Source organism: Kribbella sp. NPDC051718 (assembly GCF_040681515.1).
GTDB lineage: Bacteria > Actinomycetota > Actinomycetes > Propionibacteriales > Kribbellaceae > Kribbella.
Window position 1 is genome coordinate 35,773 of sequence record NZ_JBFAYZ010000014.1, and the last position, 15,516, is coordinate 51,288.

General features: G+C 68.7%; 9 protein-coding genes. 6 read left to right on the forward strand and 3 right to left on the reverse strand.

Translation table 11 applies throughout. The annotated features are described in order from the left end of the window. Nucleotides 1-2: 2 nt before the first annotated feature. A complete protein-coding gene (gene yicI / locus AB0M15_RS37085; protein ID WP_363830054.1) occupies nucleotides 3-2,228 on the forward strand; it encodes an alpha-xylosidase in 2,226 nt (741 codons plus the stop codon). Here the strand turns inward: yicI and AB0M15_RS37090 are convergent. Together AB0M15_RS37090 and AB0M15_RS37095 are read right to left on the reverse strand one after the other, a co-directional pair. Next, nucleotides 2,212-5,073: a glycoside hydrolase family 3 C-terminal domain-containing protein gene (locus AB0M15_RS37090; protein WP_363830057.1), complete on the reverse strand. Its 2,862-nt coding sequence runs from the start codon at nucleotides 5,071-5,073 to the stop codon at nucleotides 2,212-2,214. The genes yicI and AB0M15_RS37090 overlap by 17 nt on opposite strands. 200 nt (nucleotides 5,074-5,273) lie before the next feature. Then, nucleotides 5,274-6,479, reverse strand: coding sequence for an ROK family protein (locus AB0M15_RS37095; protein ID WP_363830059.1), 1,206 nt, complete (start codon nucleotides 6,477-6,479; stop codon nucleotides 5,274-5,276). Nucleotides 6,480-6,633: 154 nt separating this feature from the next. On the opposite strand from AB0M15_RS37095, the gene AB0M15_RS37100 reads away from it, so the two are divergent. Genes AB0M15_RS37100 through AB0M15_RS37120 form a run of 5 tightly spaced genes read left to right on the forward strand, consistent with a single transcriptional unit; the run spans nucleotide 6,634 to nucleotide 14,370 of the window. Continuing rightward, nucleotides 6,634-8,301 carry an extracellular solute-binding protein gene (locus AB0M15_RS37100; RefSeq protein ID WP_363830062.1) on the forward strand — a complete coding sequence of 556 codons (1,668 nt, stop codon included), beginning with the start codon at nucleotides 6,634-6,636 and terminating at the stop codon, nucleotides 8,299-8,301. Beyond that, the gene (locus AB0M15_RS37105) at nucleotides 8,285-9,271 is read left to right on the forward strand and encodes an ABC transporter permease subunit (RefSeq protein ID WP_363830066.1); all 987 of its coding nucleotides are present in this window, start codon (nucleotides 8,285-8,287) and stop codon (nucleotides 9,269-9,271) included. Before AB0M15_RS37100 ends, AB0M15_RS37105 begins: the two co-directional genes overlap by 17 nt. Beyond that, nucleotides 9,268-10,230 (forward strand): carbohydrate ABC transporter permease, encoded by a 963-nt coding sequence (locus AB0M15_RS37110; RefSeq protein WP_363830069.1) that lies wholly within the window; start codon nucleotides 9,268-9,270, stop codon nucleotides 10,228-10,230. The genes AB0M15_RS37105 and AB0M15_RS37110 overlap by 4 nt, the downstream gene beginning before the upstream one ends. A gap of 7 nt (nucleotides 10,231-10,237) precedes the next feature. Further along, nucleotides 10,238-12,427 carry a carbohydrate-binding protein gene (locus tag AB0M15_RS37115; protein WP_363830072.1) on the forward strand — a complete coding sequence of 730 codons (2,190 nt, stop codon included), beginning with the start codon at nucleotides 10,238-10,240 and terminating at the stop codon, nucleotides 12,425-12,427. Next, nucleotides 12,424-14,370: a beta-galactosidase gene (locus AB0M15_RS37120; RefSeq protein WP_363830075.1), complete on the forward strand. Its 1,947-nt coding sequence runs from the start codon at nucleotides 12,424-12,426 to the stop codon at nucleotides 14,368-14,370. The genes AB0M15_RS37115 and AB0M15_RS37120 overlap by 4 nt, the downstream gene beginning before the upstream one ends. On the opposite strand, the gene AB0M15_RS37125 is transcribed toward AB0M15_RS37120, so the two are convergent. Continuing rightward, nucleotides 14,349-15,488: a LacI family DNA-binding transcriptional regulator gene (locus tag AB0M15_RS37125; RefSeq protein ID WP_363830079.1), complete on the reverse strand. Its 1,140-nt coding sequence runs from the start codon at nucleotides 15,486-15,488 to the stop codon at nucleotides 14,349-14,351. The genes AB0M15_RS37120 and AB0M15_RS37125 overlap by 22 nt on opposite strands. Nucleotides 15,489-15,516 lie beyond the last annotated feature (28 nt).

The window sequence follows — 15,516 nt, forward strand, 5'->3', positions numbered from 1 at the left end:
AGATGAAGTTCACAGACGGCTACTGGCAGCTTCGCCCCGGCCTGACCCGGCTGCGCCCGGCCGCGGTCGAGAGCGTCGAGACCACTGAGCGGTCACTGGTCGCCTATGCGCCCGCGAAGCTGATCGTCGGCCGTGGGGACACGCTGAACCAGCCCCTGTTCACCGTCACCGTCAGCTCGCCCGCGGCCGGCGTGATCGGCGTCCTGATCGAGCATCACAGCGGGGGAGTGCCGCCGCGGCCCGCGTTCGCGCTGGCGGCCGAGGACGGTCATCCGGTCAAGATCGAGGTGGACGACGAGGTGGCCCGGCTGACCAGCGGCGACCTCACCGCGGTACTCCGGCTCGACGGTCCCTGGGATCTGCGCTTCGAGCGCGACGGCAAGGTGCTGACCGGCTCCTCGGCACGCAGCATCGGCCTGATCACCGACTCCGCCGGCCGGCATTTCCTGCACGAGCAACTCGCCCTCGGGGTGGGCGAGACCGTCTACGGCCTCGGCGAGCGGTTCGGCCCGCTGGTGAAGAACGGCCAGGTCGTCGACATCTGGAACGCGGACGGCGGTACGTCGAGCGAGCAGGCGTACAAGAACGTCCCGTTCTACCTGACCAGTGCCGGGTACGGCGTACTGGTCGACACCCCGGCGAAGGTGTCCTTCGAGGTCGGTTCGGAGGTGGTGGCCCAGAACCAGTTCAGCGTCGAAGGGCAGGAGCTGAGCTACTACGTCATCGGCGGGCCGGAGCCCAAGGACGTCCTGCGCCGCTACACGGCCCTGACCGGACGTCCCGCCCGGGTGCCCGCGTGGTCGATGGGGCTGTGGTTGTCGACCTCCTTCACCACCGACTACACCGAGGAGACGACGAGCAGTTTCGTCGCCGGGATGGCGTCCCGCGACCTGCCGCTCAGCGTCTTCCATTTCGACTGCTTCTGGATGCGCCAGTTCCACTGGTGCGACTTCGTCTGGGATCCGATCGCGTTCCCGGATCCGGCCGGCATGCTGCGCCGGCTGAAGGAACGCGGGCTGCGGATCAGCCTGTGGATCAACCCGTACATCGCGCAGCGGTCCGCTCTGTTCGAGGAGGGACGGCAGCTCGGCTACCTGCTCAAACGCCCCGACGGCTCGGTCTGGCAGTGGGACCTGTGGCAGGCCGGGATGGCGATCGTCGACTTCACGAACCCGGCGGCGACGGCCTGGTTCCGGGCCAAGCTGCAGGTCCTGATCGACCTCGGGGTGGACTGTTTCAAGACGGACTTCGGCGAACGGATCCCGACCGAGGACGTGGTCTGGTTCGACGGCTCCGATCCGGAACGGATGCACAACTACTACCCGTACCTCTACAACAAGGCGGTGTTCGGGCTGCTGGAGGACAACCGGGGCGCTGGCGACGCCGTCTTGTTCGCGCGGTCCGCGACCGTCGGCGGGCAGCAGTTCCCGGTGCACTGGGGCGGCGACTGCGAGTCGACCTTCGAGGCGATGGCGGAGTCGCTGCGTGGCGGCCTGTCGCTGGCCGCGTCCGGCTTCGGCTACTGGAGTCACGACATCGGCGGCTTCGAGGGAACGCCGGATGCCGCGGTCTTCAAGCGCTGGGTGCCGTTCGGGCTGCTGTCGTCACACTCGAGACTGCACGGCTCGGGTTCGTACCGGGTGCCGTGGGCGTTCGACGAGGAGGCGGTCGGCGTACTCCGTCGTTTCACGAAGCTGAAGATGTCGCTGATGCCCTACCTCGCGAGAGTCGCCGAGGAGGCCCACACCGACGGCACGCCGATGATGCGGCCGATGGTGCTGGAGTTCCCGGCGGATCCCGGCGTCGCCTATCTCGAGCGTCAGTACATGCTCGGGCCCGACCTGCTGGTCGCGCCAGTGATGAGCAAGGACGGAGAGGTCCGCTTCTACCTGCCCGAAGGCACCTGGACCCATCTGCTGACCGGCGAGCAGCTGGCCGGGAGTCGCTGGGTCACCCAGACGCACGGCTTCGACAGCTTGCCGGTACTGGTCCGTGAGGGCGCCGTCATCGCGATCGGTGCCGTCGACGACCGCCCGGACTACGACTGGGCCGACGGTGTCGAGCTGCGCTGGTACACCCCCACCGAAGGGCAAACGACTCGCGTCCGTCTCCCCGGGCCGAACGGGGAGACGGACGCGGTGATCGAGCTGACCCTGACCGGTGGCGAGGCGACCGCCCGGGTCGTCGAGGGGACTTGCGAGCGGTTCACCGTCACCGTTCGAAGGTGAGGCTCTCGAGCGCCAGGGCGGCGGTTGAGAAGACCGCATAGAGAGTGTGCGCCCCGCTCGCGGCAGCGAGCGGGGTGTCGCTGTCTACCCAGGTGTGGCGATCGCCGGTGGGCGGAACCTGCACGGTGCCGAGGAGCAGACCGTGCAGCGGGTCGTCCAGCCGCAGCTCGATCGTGCCGTCCTCGAGTTCGGAGGCGACCTGGGCGATGCAGTGGGAGGCGCCGTCGCCCAGATCCACGTCCTCGAAGGCGAGCCAGGCGCCGGCCTCCAGCGAACGCACGGCATCGCCGTACTCCGGTGTGGTGTCGGTCATCGTCATCGAGCAGTACTCGTCGAAGGCCGTCGCCGCGACCGGTGCGCTGAAGATCGCGCGCGGCGGGATCGACTCTCCGAGGACATCGAATGACGCGGTGAGCCGGGTGTCCGTTGCGGACCTCCCGATCAGCACGCTGTGCCGGGCCGTCTCCACGCAGCGCCGGTTCCGGGAGACGTCCCAGAAGCCGAGGTCGGTGGCCTGGAGCCGGAACTGCACCTCGACGCTCTCCCCGGCGGCCAGCGAGACCTGCTGGAAGTCGCGCAGTTGGCGCAGGGGCTGCTTAGCGCGGGACCGTTGCTGATGGGTGTAGAGCTGGACGACCTCGCGGCCGGCGCGGGCGCCGGAGTTCTTGACGGTGAGGCTCACCAGAAGTTCACCGTCGGCCGGTACGGAGGCCGAGTCCAAGCGCAGCCCGGAGTACGTGAAGGTCGTGTAGCTCAGGCCGTGCCCGAACGGATAGAGCGGGCGGCCGCGGAAGTACAGGTACGTCGAGTCGGTGGCGACGATGTCGTAGTCGAACAGATCCGGCAGGTCGGCAGCCGATCGGTACCAGGTCTGTGGCAGCCGGCCGGTCGGGTCGGAGTCGCCGAACAGCACGTCCGCCAGCGCCCGGCCGTACTCCTGCCCGCCGTGCGCCGACCAGAGCAGCGCGGGCAGGTGCTGATCCGCCCACTCGACCGAGAACGGGTAGCTGCTCGACATGACCAGCACCGTTCGCGGGTTGGCCGCGTGCACGGCGCGGACCAGCCGGTCCTGGGCGGCCGGCAGGTCCAGCTCGGCCCGATCCTCGGTCTCCCGGCCGTTCACCAGTGGGTGGTTGCCCACGACAACGATGGCGACGTCCGCCGCAGCCGCCAGCTCAGCGGCCCGGGCAGCGCCGTCGACGAGCGTGACGACCTCGAACGCAGTTGCCGAAGCCGGCCCATCGGCGGTCGCCGAAGCCGGCCCGTCGGCGGTCGCCATGGCCGACCCGTCGGCCGCCAGCTCGACGAAGCGACCGCTGTTGCGATGCCGGAGGACGGAGGTGCTCTCGCCGGCGGGAAGGAGTTCGAACGTCTCCTTGACCTCCCAGGTGCTCGGACCAGGGTGATCGGCTACGAGGGTGCCGGTGTCGGTCACCGTGACGTAGCAGCCGGTCTCGACCGATCGCAGCGTCCAGGCCCCACCACCCCAGTCGAAGAGGTCGAATGCACCGGTATCGCCGACCCTGACCGACTTGTCCTGACCGGCGCCGAGGCAGCCGGCGCTGGTCCGCAGTTCGACCCGGTCGACGCCTTCGCAGTAGCCGACCGCGTCGGAGCCGAGCCGCTCGACCAGGCCGGCGCGGGCCGTGACCTGGTAGGGCAGCGTGCCCGAGTACCAGTCCTCGTGCAGCGTGTCCGCGAGCGGTCCGACGACCGCGACCCGCCGGGTGGTCTCAGCACTCAACGGCAGTACCTGGCACTCGTGCTTGAGCAGCACGATGGACTGCCTGGCAGCATTCTGGGCCAGTTGGCGGTGCGCCGGACAGCCGACGACGTCCGCAGCGGGGGAGCCGTACGGATTCAGCTCGATCGGATCGAACTCGCCGAGCCGGAACCGGATCGCCAGCGCGTGCCGGACCGCCAGGTCGACGTCGGCTTCGCTCAACTTGCCTTGGGCCAGTGCATCGGTCAGCAGCTGGATCGACGGACCCGCGTCGTTGTCGTCCTGCGTGATGCTGTCGACGCCTGCCCTGAGCATCGCGGCGTACGCCGACGCCTTGTCGCCGAAGTACTGCTGCAGCTCGACCAGGTTCGCGGGGGCGCCGGCGTCGCTGACGACCAGGAGGTCGTCCTCGGTCCAGGTCCGGACCAACTCGTTGATCAGCGGGCTCAGGTGCGCCGGGCGGCCGTTCACCAGGTTGTACGACGGCATCATCGCGACCGCTGCGCCGGCCTCGATCGGCGCGCGGAAGGCCGGCAGTTCGTAGTCGTGCAGAACCCGCGGCGGCAGGTTGCTCGAGGTCGTACAGCGGTCCGTCTCGTTGTTGTAGGCAAGGAAATGCTTGAGCGTCGGCGCGGTCTTCAGCGTCCCCTCGACGTCACCGGTCAGCCCCCGCCCGTAAGCGATGGCCAGTACGCCGGTGAGCCAAGGATCCTCCGAGTAGCCCTCCTCGTTGCGCCCCCAGCGTGGGTCGCGCAACGGATTCACGACCGGAGCCCAGACGTTCAGGCCGACGCCGGCCGGATCCTTGTGGTGGAAGCTGCGGACCTCGTCGCCGACTGCCGAGCCGACAGCGCGGACCAGTTCGGGATTCCAGCTGGCAGCCAGACCGACGGCCTGCGGGAAGACCGTCGCCGGGCCGAGCCAGGCAACCCCGTGCAGGGCCTCCGTACCGGTTCGGAAGGAGGCGAGCCCCAGCCGTGGGACGGCCGCCTGATGCTGGTGCAGCAGACCGAGCTTCTCGGCCGGACTCAGCCGGTCGAGCAGATCGCCGATCCGCTCCGGCAGCTTCCTGGCCGGGTCGCGGAACGGCGGAAGGGGTGAGCGTGGCGGCGGATTGCTCATCGGGATCGGGCTCCGGGATGCGTTCGGCCGTCTGCCGACGGGAGTGGTGTCGAAGCGCTTCGACAATGCGTCGAACGCCTGGCCGGCTCCGACTGGACATCGAAGCGCTTCGATGGATTGACACAGAGGGTTGCACCCTCCACGCGGACGGTCAAGATCTCAGCCGGGATGGACCACAGGTCGACCGCTGCGCGGCAGGTTTAGTTGGCGGGGCTGGCGGGGAGCCGACCGGAGTCGAGCTGGTCGAGGGAGCGGGCGACGGCGCCGATCGACGTCGCCTCGTGGCCGAAGGTCGACGCGACCACCTGGCAGCCGCCCGCCTCGGGGGCCAGCGTGCCGTCGATCAGCTCCTTCTCGACCGCCGGTACCAGCCAGCGGCCGAGTGCGGCGTAGGAGCCGCCGAGGATGACGAGCTCCGGGTTGAGGATGTTGGCCAGCCCGCAGACGCTCTGGCCGAGCAGCGTTCCCGCCTCGGTCAGAGTGTCGATCGTGGCCGTCTCGCCGGCCTCGGCCCGCCGGACCAGCTGCTCTGTCCGTGCCTGCGGGTCGGCGTCGGGCAGCTCGCCCGGATCGAGCCGGGCGAGGATCGCCGGGATGCCTGCCACGGCCTCGAGGCAACCGTGCCGGCCGCAGCCACACAGCGGTCCGTCCGGCCTCACGCGCAGGTGCCCGATCTCGCCGACGTACCCGAGGTTGCCGCGCAGGGGCCGCCCGTCGCAGATCACTCCGGCGCCCACCCCGGTCTCCCCGGACAGCAGGATGAGGTTGGCGCTGCCGGCGTACGGCCCGTAGCGATGCTCGGCCAGGGCGCCGAGGTTGGCGTCGTTCTCGACCAGCACGGGGAAGGCAGGCCGGCCGAGTGCCGCCACCAGATCCTTGCGCAGCTCGAGATCACGCCAGCCGAGACCGGCGGCCAGGACGACGACACCGTCGCGGTTGACCAGGCCGGGCACTCCGACCGTGAGGCCGAGGACATCGCGTCCGGACGCGTGCACGGCGGCGATCGCTCGCCGGGCCAGCGCGGCCAGCGCGGCGACGGCCTTGGCCGGGCCCGCGTCGGCTGCCGGACCGGTCCGGTGCCAGCGCAGCAGCTGCCCACCGGCCGAGTCGTACGCGATCGCCGTCAGGCCGCGGGAGCTGATCTCCATCCCGATCGCGGCGTAGGCCGATCCGTCGAGGACCAGCAGGGTGGCCGGCCGGCCGACGTGGTTCTGGGTCTGCTGCGTCTCCCGAGCCAGCCGCCGGTCGATCAGGTCGCCGACGATGCTGGTCACGGTCGCCTTGTTCAGGCCGGTGCCGGCCGCGATGGCCGCGCGCGAACAGGGGGAGTTGGCGCGCAGGAATCCGAGCACGACAGCCAGGTTGGCGGCCCGGACGTCGGTGTGGTCCGCGGTCTGATTCGTCAAGGTCTGTCCTGTTCGGCTCGGCTGGGGCGGCATCGCCCTGGCTTAGTTCTACACCTTGTGGCGGTATCCGTCGTGAGCTAATTTGTTTGGCTACTAGCCCAACTAACTCTACTCCGGGACGGCCTCCCGTTCCCAGTCGCAAGGAGAATTCATCGTGATCGGATCCGGGAGCGGCTCGACCAACCGCCGTACTTTCCTGTCCCTGCTCGGCGCCGGCACCGCGGTCGCGGCCGGTGGGGTGACGCTGACCGGCTGCTCGTCCGGCGGATCCGGCAGTTCGGCGAACGGCCGGGCAGAGACCGAGGACAAGCTCAGCGGTTTGCTGCCGAAATTCATCGCCTACGACTCGGTCAAGCCCGACCTGCCCGGCGAGAACGGCGCCTCGCCCGGGTTCACGAAGTACCCGGCCGAACTGGTCCGGGCGGTGCCGGACAAGGCGGTGAAGAGCGGCAAGGAGGTGTCGGCGATGACCCCGCTGTGGGCGCCGTTGCCGCCCGGGCTCGGCAGCAACTCGTACTTCGACGCGAACAACGAGCGGATCGGGGCGCCGGTCCGGTTCAACATCCTGAGCGGCAACGACTACGGCGACAAGCTCGGCCCGCTGCTGGCCTCCGGCAACGTCCCGGAGCTGCTCTGCGTGCCCGGCTGGAACATCTCCGGCCTGACCCGGTTCGGGCAGGCGGTGGACAAGCTGTTCGAGGATCTGACTCCCTACCTTGCTGGTGACAAGGCGGCGGCGTACCCGATGCTCGCGAACCTGCCGACCAGGGCCTGGGCGTACGGCGTCTGGAACTCCCAGCTGAAGGCGGTCCCGTTCCCGTCCGACGGCTTCCCGTGGGCGCTGTTCTACCGCAAGGACATCTTCGACCAGGTCGGCGCCGCACCGCCGAAGACCGCCGACGATCTGCTTGCCCTGGGCAAGCAGTTGACCGATGCGAAGGCCAACCGGTGGGCGTTCGGCTCCATCACCGACGAGGTCCAGCGGGCCTTCGGGGTGCCGGGAGGCTGGCGCAAGGACTCGAGCGGCAAGCTGGTGAACAAGGTGGAGACGCCGGAGTTCGAGGAGGCGGTCGCCTTCGTCCGCAAGATCTTCCAACTGGGCTACGTGCACCCGACGGTCGTCGGCAACGCGGCGACCGATCAGAAGCCGCTGTTCGAGGGCGGTCAGCTGGTGATCCGCCAGGACGGCCTCGGTGCCTGGAACGAGTCGCTGCAGCGGCAGTCGGCGATCAACCCGAAGTTCGACATGCAGGCGGTCGCGCCGTTCGCCCACGACGGTGGAACGCCGATCGTCTGGAGCGGCGATCCGGCCGGCATCTTCACGTTCATGAAGAAGGGCCTGGGCAAGGACCGGATCGCCGAGCTGCTCGGCGTTCTGAACTACACGGCCGCGCCGTTCGGCACCGAGGAGAACCAGCTCTACAACTACGGGGTCGAGGGCAAGCACTACACCCGGCAGAGTTCCGGGGCGCCCAAGCTGACCGCGCTGGGTCAGAAGGAGGTGGCCAGCACGTACATCTTCCTCGGCGGCCGGCCGAACGCGATCACCCAGAGCGAGTACCCCGGTTACGTCGAGGCGCTCAGCGCCTGGGAGAACAACGCGGCCAAGCACCGCGAGAAGAACCTGTTCGAGGGCATCCGGGTCGAGCAGCCGACCAAGATGGCAGCGCTGAACCAGCCGTTCGACGACAAGCTGCAGGACATCTACCGGGGCCGCCGGCCGATCAGCGAGCTCAAGGTCGCGGTCAAGGAGTGGCAGACCAAGGGCGGCGACGAAGGGCGCGATTTCTACGCCAAGGTGCTCAGTGACAACGGTCGGTAGTCCGCCGCGTCCGGCGGCCCGGCTTTCCCGTCGCAAGAGCACGGCGAGAAAGCCGGGCGGGGCGAGCTGGCGGCACCGGTTCCGGCGGGACTGGCCGCTGCTGCTGATGGTCGCGCCGGTGATCGTGCTGCTCGGGGTCTTCCACTACTTCCCGACGCTCGGCAACGTGATCGCCTTCCAGGACTACTCGCCGTACACCGGAATCCGGGGCAGCGAGTTCGTCGGCTTCGCCAACTTCAGCCGGATGTTCTCCGAGCCCGCGTTCTGGTCGGCGCTGCTGAACACGTTGTCGATCACGGCCTTCCAGCTGGTCTTCTACTTCCCGATCCCGATCTTCTTGGCCTTGCTGCTCAACAGCGTGCTGTCGGTCCGGCTGCGGACCATCGTCCAGGGCATCGTCTATCTGCCGCACTTCTTCTCCTGGGTGCTGGTGGTCTCGCTGTTCCAGCAGATGATCGGTGGCGCCGGACTGCTCGCGCAGACGCTGCGGTCGCACGGCTACAACGCCGTCGACCTGATGACGAAACCCGACAGCTTCATCGTCCTGGTGACCGCGCAGTCGATCTGGAAGGACGCCGGCTGGGGAATGATCGTGTTCCTCGCCGCGCTGAGCACGATCAACCCCGCGCTGTACGAAGCGGCCGCCGCCGACGGCGCCAACCGCTGGCGCAGGCTCTGGCACATCACCTTGCCCGGGCTGCGACCGGTGATCGTGCTGCTGCTCATCCTTCGGCTCGGCGACGCACTGACGGTCGGCTTCGAGCAGTTCATCCTGCAACGCAGCGCGGTCGGTGGAGGCGCCGCCGAAGTGCTCGACACCTACGTGTACTACCAGGGCCTGCTCGTCGGTGACTTCGGCTACGGCGCCGCAGCGGGCCTCTTCAAGGGACTGGTCGGACTCGTCCTGGTCCTGCTGGCCAACCGATTCGCTCATCTTGTGGGCGAGCAGGGGGTGTATTCCAGATCATGACGACTCAACCTGTCGCCTTGCCGCGCCGGCTCGCCAAGCGCCGCCCGGACGAGGAAACCGGCCGCCCGGTCTGGGAGGAGGAACCCACCTTCTTCGGCCGGCTGAGCAAACCGGTCGTCCTGGGGATCGTCGTCCTGCTGGTCGCCTTCCCCCTGTACGTCGTCGTGGTGACGAGCCTGTCCACGACCGAAGCAGTCACCCGGGCCGGTGGCCTGGTCGTGGTACCGCGCGAGCTCACGATCGCCGCCTACGTGCAACTGCTGTCCGGAGGCGTGGTCACCAGAGCCCTGCTGATCAGTACCGGGATCACGGCCATCGGTACGTTCTTCAGCCTGGCGATCACCGTGCTCGCGGCGTACGGGCTGTCGCGTCCCGGATCGCTGCTGCACCGGCCGTTGCTGTTCGTCGTCCTGCTGACCTTCCTGTTCGGGCCGGGGATCATCCCCAGCTACCTGGTGGTCAACTCGCTGGGGCTCATCGACAGCTACGGCTCACTGATCCTGCCGACGGCGGTGTCGGCGTTCAACCTGATCGTCATGCGGTCCTTCTTCATGGGCATCCCGGGCGAACTGATCGACAGCGCCCGGATCGACGGCGCCGGTGAGTTCGCCGTGCTGACCCGGATCGTGCTGCCGTTGTCGCGGGCGGTGGTCGCCGTGGTCGGGCTGTTCTACGCGGTCGGCTACTGGAACGCCTTCTTCAACGCGATGCTCTACCTCAACGACAACAACAAGTGGCCGCTGCAGATGGTGCTCCGGACCTACATCGTGCAGGCACAGGTGCTGCCGACCGGAGCGGGCGGGGTCACCTCGTCGACCGGGCTGGGCCTGTCGCCGGCGCCGAGCCTGGCGATCAAGATGGCGATCGTCGTGATCGCGATCGTGCCGGTGCTGGTGATCTACCCGTTCATCCAGAAGCACTTCACCAAGGGCGTCATCATCGGCGCGGTCAAGGGATGAGGACAAGATGACGCTTCAGCGCAGGCATTTCCTCGGGCTGGGCGCCGGTGCGGCGGTCGCCGCAGCAGCGTTGCCGCAGTCGGCGGCGGCAGGACGGGGGCCGTCCGGGCGGTACCGCTGGCGCAACGTCGAGATCGTGGGCGGCGGCTTCGTCACCGGCATCATCCATCACCCTCGCCGGCGCGGATTGGTCTACGCCCGGACCGACATCGGTGGCGCCGCCAGGCTGGATCAGCGGACCCGGCGCTGGGTCCAGTTGCTCGAGTGGGTCGGGCTCGAGGACTGGAGCCTCACCGGCGTCGAGAGCCTGGCCCTCGACCCGCACGACCCGTCGCGGCTTTATCTTGCCGTCGGCACCTATACCAACGACTGGTCGCCGATCAACGGGGCCATCCTGCGATCGTCCGACCAGGGGCGGACGTTCCAGCGGATCGACCTACCGTTCAAGCTCGGCGGGAACGAGCCCGGCCGCTCGATGGGCGAGCGGCTCGCAGTCGACCCGCACGACGGCCGAGTCCTGTACTTCGGTACGCGCAACCAGGGCCTGTGGCGAAGTACCGACCGAGGCTTGACGTGGGTCCGGGTCGACAGCTTCCCGACGACCGGTATGGCGGGGATCGGGCTCGGCTTCGTCCTCTTCGACCCGCGGACGTCCCGGCGTGGCCGTCCGACGCGGACCATCTACGTGGGTTCGACCGATCGGGCGAATCCCTTGTGGCGCAGCACGGACGGTGGTGCGAGCTGGTCGCCGGTACCGGGGCAACCGACCGGCTTGCTGCCCCACCATGGTGAGCTGGCGCCGGACGGAAACCTCTACCTGACCTATGGCGACCTGCCCGGGCCGTACGAGATGTACGACGGCGGCGTCCACAAGGTCGACACGGCGACAGGTGTCTGGACCGACATCACCCCGCTGCGACCCAACACCGGCGGTGAGGCCGGCTTCGGCTATGCGGGGTTGGCGATCGACCCGCGAAACCCCGGCACTGTGATGGTGTCCACGATGAGCCGTTGGGGTCCGGTGGACGACATCTTCCGGTCGGTCGACGGGGGAGCGGTGTGGCACTCGATCGGCGCCAAGATCGTCCTGGACACCTCGGGCGCGCCGTTCCTGAACTTCCACGGGACGCCCAAGCTGGGCTGGATGATCGGGGACATCTCGATCGACCCGTTCGACTCGGACAAGGTCATGTACGTCACCGGCGCCACCATCTTCGGCACCGACGACGTGACGAACGCCGAGGCCGGTCTCAGCACACACTGGTCGGTCCGGGCGCAGGGTTTGGAGGAGACGGCCGTACTCGACCTCATCAGCCCGCCCTGGGGACCGCCCTTGATCAGCGCACTCGGCGACATCGGTGTCTACCGGCACGACCGGCTGGACGTGGTACCGCCGGATGGACAAGCTGCCAATCCGGTCAGCGGTTCCTCGCCGAGTGTCGACTACGCGGCGAAGGCCGAGGGATTCGTGGTCAGGGTCGCGTACGGCGGCAGCCTGCAACGCGGGGCCTACTCCACCGATGCGGGGATCAGTTGGCAGCCGTTCGCCGGGGAGCCCAGTGGTTCCACCCAGCCCGGCAAGATCGTCGTCGGTACGGACGCACGCACGATCGTCTGGGTGCCCGGTGACGTGCCGCCACACTACTCGCGTGACCGTGGCGCGACCTGGACCGCGGTGACCGGGTTGCCCAACCAGGTGGCGCTGGTCGCGGACCGGGTGAGCCCGGGGTTGTTCTACGCCTTCGACGGTGCCACCGGTACGGCGTACCGGAGTCTTGACGGCGGCGTGACTTTCTTGCCGTCGGCAACGGGTTTGCCGGTCGGCGGTGGCAAGCTCGAGACCGTGCTGGACCGGAGTGGACACTGCTGGCTCGCGGCCGGCGCGAGCGGACTGTACCGCTCGGTGGACCAAGGGCTCAGCTATCAACGGCTGACGACGATCGAGGAGGCCCTGACGGTGGGATTCGGCAAGGCGGCGCGGGGCAGGTCGGAGATGGCCGTCTTCACCTCCGGCAAGGTCGGCGGCGTTCACGGCATCTTCCGGTCCGACGACAGCGGCGGCAGTTGGGTGCGGGTGAACGACGACCGGCACCAGTACGCGTCCACCAACGACGCGATCGCCGGCGACCCGCGAGTGTTCGGGCGCGTCTACCTGTCCACCAACGGACTCGGCGTCCCTTATGGAGAACCTGTATGACGGCGCTCTACTTCGGTGGGGACTACAACCCCGAGCAATGGTCACCAGAGGTCTGGAAGGAAGACATCGCCCTGATGCGCCGAGCCGGCGTAAACCTGGTGACGGTCGGCGTCTTCGCCTGGTCCAGCCTCGAGCCCGAGCCGGGGCGGTACGAGTTCGGCTGGCTCGACCAGGTGCTGGACCTGCTGCACGACGGTGGGATCCAGGTCGACCTGGCCACTCCGACAGCCTCCCCGCCACCGTGGTTCAGTCTGCGGCATCCCGACGCCCTGCCGGTGAGGGCCGATGGCACCAGGCTGACGCACGGCAGCAGGGACACGTACTGCGCCTGTGCACCGGCGTACCGGGAGGCGGCGGCCGGGATCGCTCGAGTGCTGGCGGAGCGGTACTCGGAGCATCCGGCGCTGGCGATGTGGCATGTCCACAACGAGTACGGGACCACCTGCTACTGCGACCACGCCGCGGCCGCGTTCCGCTTGTGGTTGCAGGACCGGTACGGCGACCTGGATCGGCTGAACGCAGCTTGGACCACCGCCTTCTGGAGTCAGGGGTACGCCAGGTGGGACGAGATCCAGCCGCCGCGCGCAACGCAGTACCTGGTGAATCCGACCCAGGCGCTGGACTTCCGGCGGTTCTGGTCCGACGAACTGCTGAGCGCCTTCCGGGAGCAGAAGACGATTCTGCGGTCCTTCGGCCGGGACCTGCCGATCACCACCAATTTCGTCTTCGGCGACTGGGTGCCGGTCAACCATGCTCGCTGGGCCGCAGAGGTGGATCTGGTCGCGATCGACCACTATCCCGGCAGCGCAGGGATCGGCGCTGAGGAGCAGACCGCTTTCGGCGCGGACCTGGCCCGCTCGTGGGCAGGTGGGCGCTCCTGGCTGTTGATGGAGCAGGCAGCCGGCACCCTGAACGACGGCCACCGGCTGCACACGAAGGAGCCCGGCCGGATGGCGCGGCACTCGCTGTCCCATCTGGCCCGCGGGTCGCGTGGTGCCTTGTTCTTCCAGTGGCGCGCTTCGCGAGGTGGGGCGGAGATGTTCCACTCGGCGATGGTGCCGCATGCGGGCGCCGAGTCACGGAGGTTCGCCGAGCTCGCCGAGTTCGGCGCCTCGTTACCGCGACTCGCTGAACTCGAGGGCAGCGCGGTGGAGGCCGACGTCGCGATCCTGTGGGACGCCGAAGCGTGGTGGGCCATGCAGTCGACTCATCTGCCTTCGTCCGACCTGGACTACCTCGCGGCCGTGAAAGCAGCGCATCGGCGGTTCTGGGCTGCTGGGATCGGCGTCGACCTGGCCGCCCCGGACGCCGACCTTTCGGCGTACCGGTTGGTGGTCGTGCCCAGTCTCTATCTCGTCTCGGATCGGGCCGCGGCATCGATCGCCCGCTATGTCGAGGGCGGCGGGCGGCTGCTTGTCACCTACTTCAGCGGCATCGTGAACGAGGACGCGCAGGTCCGGCTCGGTGGCTACCCGGGGGCGTTCAGTGAGGTACTCGGTATCAGGGTCGAGGAGTTCTACCCGGTCGACGAGGTCGGGCTTCGTTCCGGTGGCCGGGGCCGGGTGTGGAGCGAGCAGGTCGACCTGGCCGGCGCCGAGGCAGTCGACCGGTACTCCGGCGGTGTGCTCGACGGTTCGCCGGCGATCACCAGGAACGAGTACGGCGAAGGCGTCGCCTGGTACGTGTCGACCCAGCTCGAGGACGCGGCCTATGAATCCCTTGTGGAGCAGGTGGTTCGGGACGCAGGGATCGACCCACCAGAGCTGCCCGCCGGGGTGGAGCTGGTCCGCCGCCGGACCGGCGAGAGCGCCTGGACGATTCTGATCAACCACTCGGCGGTGGCGGTCGAGTTGCCGATCGAGGGCTATGAGTTGCTGTCCGGCACCCAGGTGGTGAGCCCGTTGAGGCTCGCTGCCGGGGGTCAGGCGGTGGTACGGGCATGAACACCGGGGGCGGCGCTGGTGCTCGCGCGGGCGACGAGCTGCGCGGGTACCAGCGTCACTGCCGCGGTCTGGCTGCCTTCGAGCTTGGCGATCAGCATCTCGACCGCCCGCTGGCCGATGTCGTCGGCGGGCAGCGTGACGGAGGACAGGTTGGGCACGTGCCGCTCGGCCACGTCGTCGGCGCAGATCGCCATCAGCGACATGTCCTCGGGCACCCGACGGCCGAGCAGGCGCAGTACGTCGAGCAGCGGTCCAATGATCGGCTCGTTCTGGACGACCAGGCCGGTGATCCCGGGGTGCTCGTGGAGCAGGTCTTCGACGGTGTCGAGCACAGCGTCGAAGGTGGGCTCGCAGGGCGTCTCGATGCCGACGATGCCCCGCCGCTCGGTCGCGGACTGGAACCCGGCCAGGGTCCGCGCGGCGAAGCCCGTCTGTCGCTCGTAGACCGCAGAAGGCGTGCCCAGCAAGGCGATGCTGCGATGGCCGAGATCAGTCAGGTGCTCCACACACTGCTCGGCGGCGGCGAAGAAGTCGAGGTCGATACAGGTGAGGCCGTCGGTGTCGGCGGGGATCCCGATCAGCACCGACGGCATCGGCAGCTCGCGCAGCAGCGGGACGCGTTCGTCGTGCAACTCCACGTCCATCACCACCAGGGCGTCGACGAGCGCACTCTGCGAGACCCGCTCGAGTCCCGAGCGGCCTTCGTCGGCGGTCAGCAGCAGGACGTCGTGGTCGTACCGGCGGGCGGTGGTGACCACGGCGGTGGCGAACTGCATCAGCACCGGCACGTGCATGCCGGCTCGGAGGGGAATCACCAGGGCGAGTACGTTCGACCGGTTCGAGGCGAGCGCCCGGGCACTCGCGTTCGGCCGGTAGCCGAGCGCCCGGACGCTGTCCTGGACCCGGTCGCGGGTCTCGCTGGAGATCGACCGCTTGCCGCTGAGGACATACGACACCGTGCTGGCCGCGACGCCTGCGTGCCGCGCGACGTCGGCGATCGTGACGATGGCTGCCTCCGGGGTCCGGGCTTCGAGGTCGAAGCGCTTCGATTTCTCAGATACAGGGTCGAGTGGTGGGCCTGCTTTGTCAAGAGCGAAATGACCGTTGACCTGTGCCATAAGCGCTGGGATAGTTCTCGCAATCGCC